Source organism: Dorea sp. 210702-DFI.3.17, from assembly GCF_020560825.1.
GTDB classification, from domain to species: Bacteria; Bacillota; Clostridia; order Lachnospirales; family Lachnospiraceae; genus Dorea; species Dorea formicigenerans.
This window is the reverse complement of the sequence record NZ_JAJCNB010000090.1, coordinates 1-506: the sequence shown is the minus strand read 5'-3', so window position 1 is coordinate 506 and position 506 is coordinate 1. Positions and strand designations below refer to the sequence as shown.

General features: G+C 40.9%; 1 protein-coding gene. It reads right to left on the bottom strand.

All coding sequences use genetic code 11. From position 1 onward, the window contains the following. A partial coding sequence (gene rbr / locus LI149_RS15075; RefSeq protein WP_227132619.1) for a rubrerythrin occupies window positions 1–461 on the bottom strand: 461 nt, incomplete at its 3' end. Window positions 462–506 lie beyond the last annotated feature (45 nt).

Here is a 506-nt window from a genome sequence, read left to right as displayed (position 1 = left end):
ACAATATGTCCGCAGTTACGGCATTCCCATACCTTAACTTCGCTCTTTTCAAATACCTGTGAAGTTTCGATATTCTTAAGAAGTGCACGATATCTTTCCTCATGGTGCTTCTCAATCTCACCTACTGCCCTGAATTTTGCTGCAAGCTCAGGGAATCCTTCTTCCTCAGCTGTTTTAGCAAAGCCATCATACATATCTGTCCACTCATAATTTTCACCTTCTGCCGCTGCCGCCAGGTTTTCCTTTGTATCACCAATTCCTGCTAATTCCTTGAACCACATCTTTGCATGTTCTTTCTCATTATCTGCAGTCTTTAAAAACAATGCTGACATCTGCTCGTAACCTTCCTTTTTTGCTACAGAAGCAAAAAAGGTATACTTATTTCTCGCCTGTGATTCCCCTGCAAATGCCTCCTGTAAATTCTTCTCTGTCTGTGTTCCTGCATATTTGTTTGCTGCCATCTCTTTTACCTCCGTTTTCTTTACTACTTTTTCAAAATCTGATGC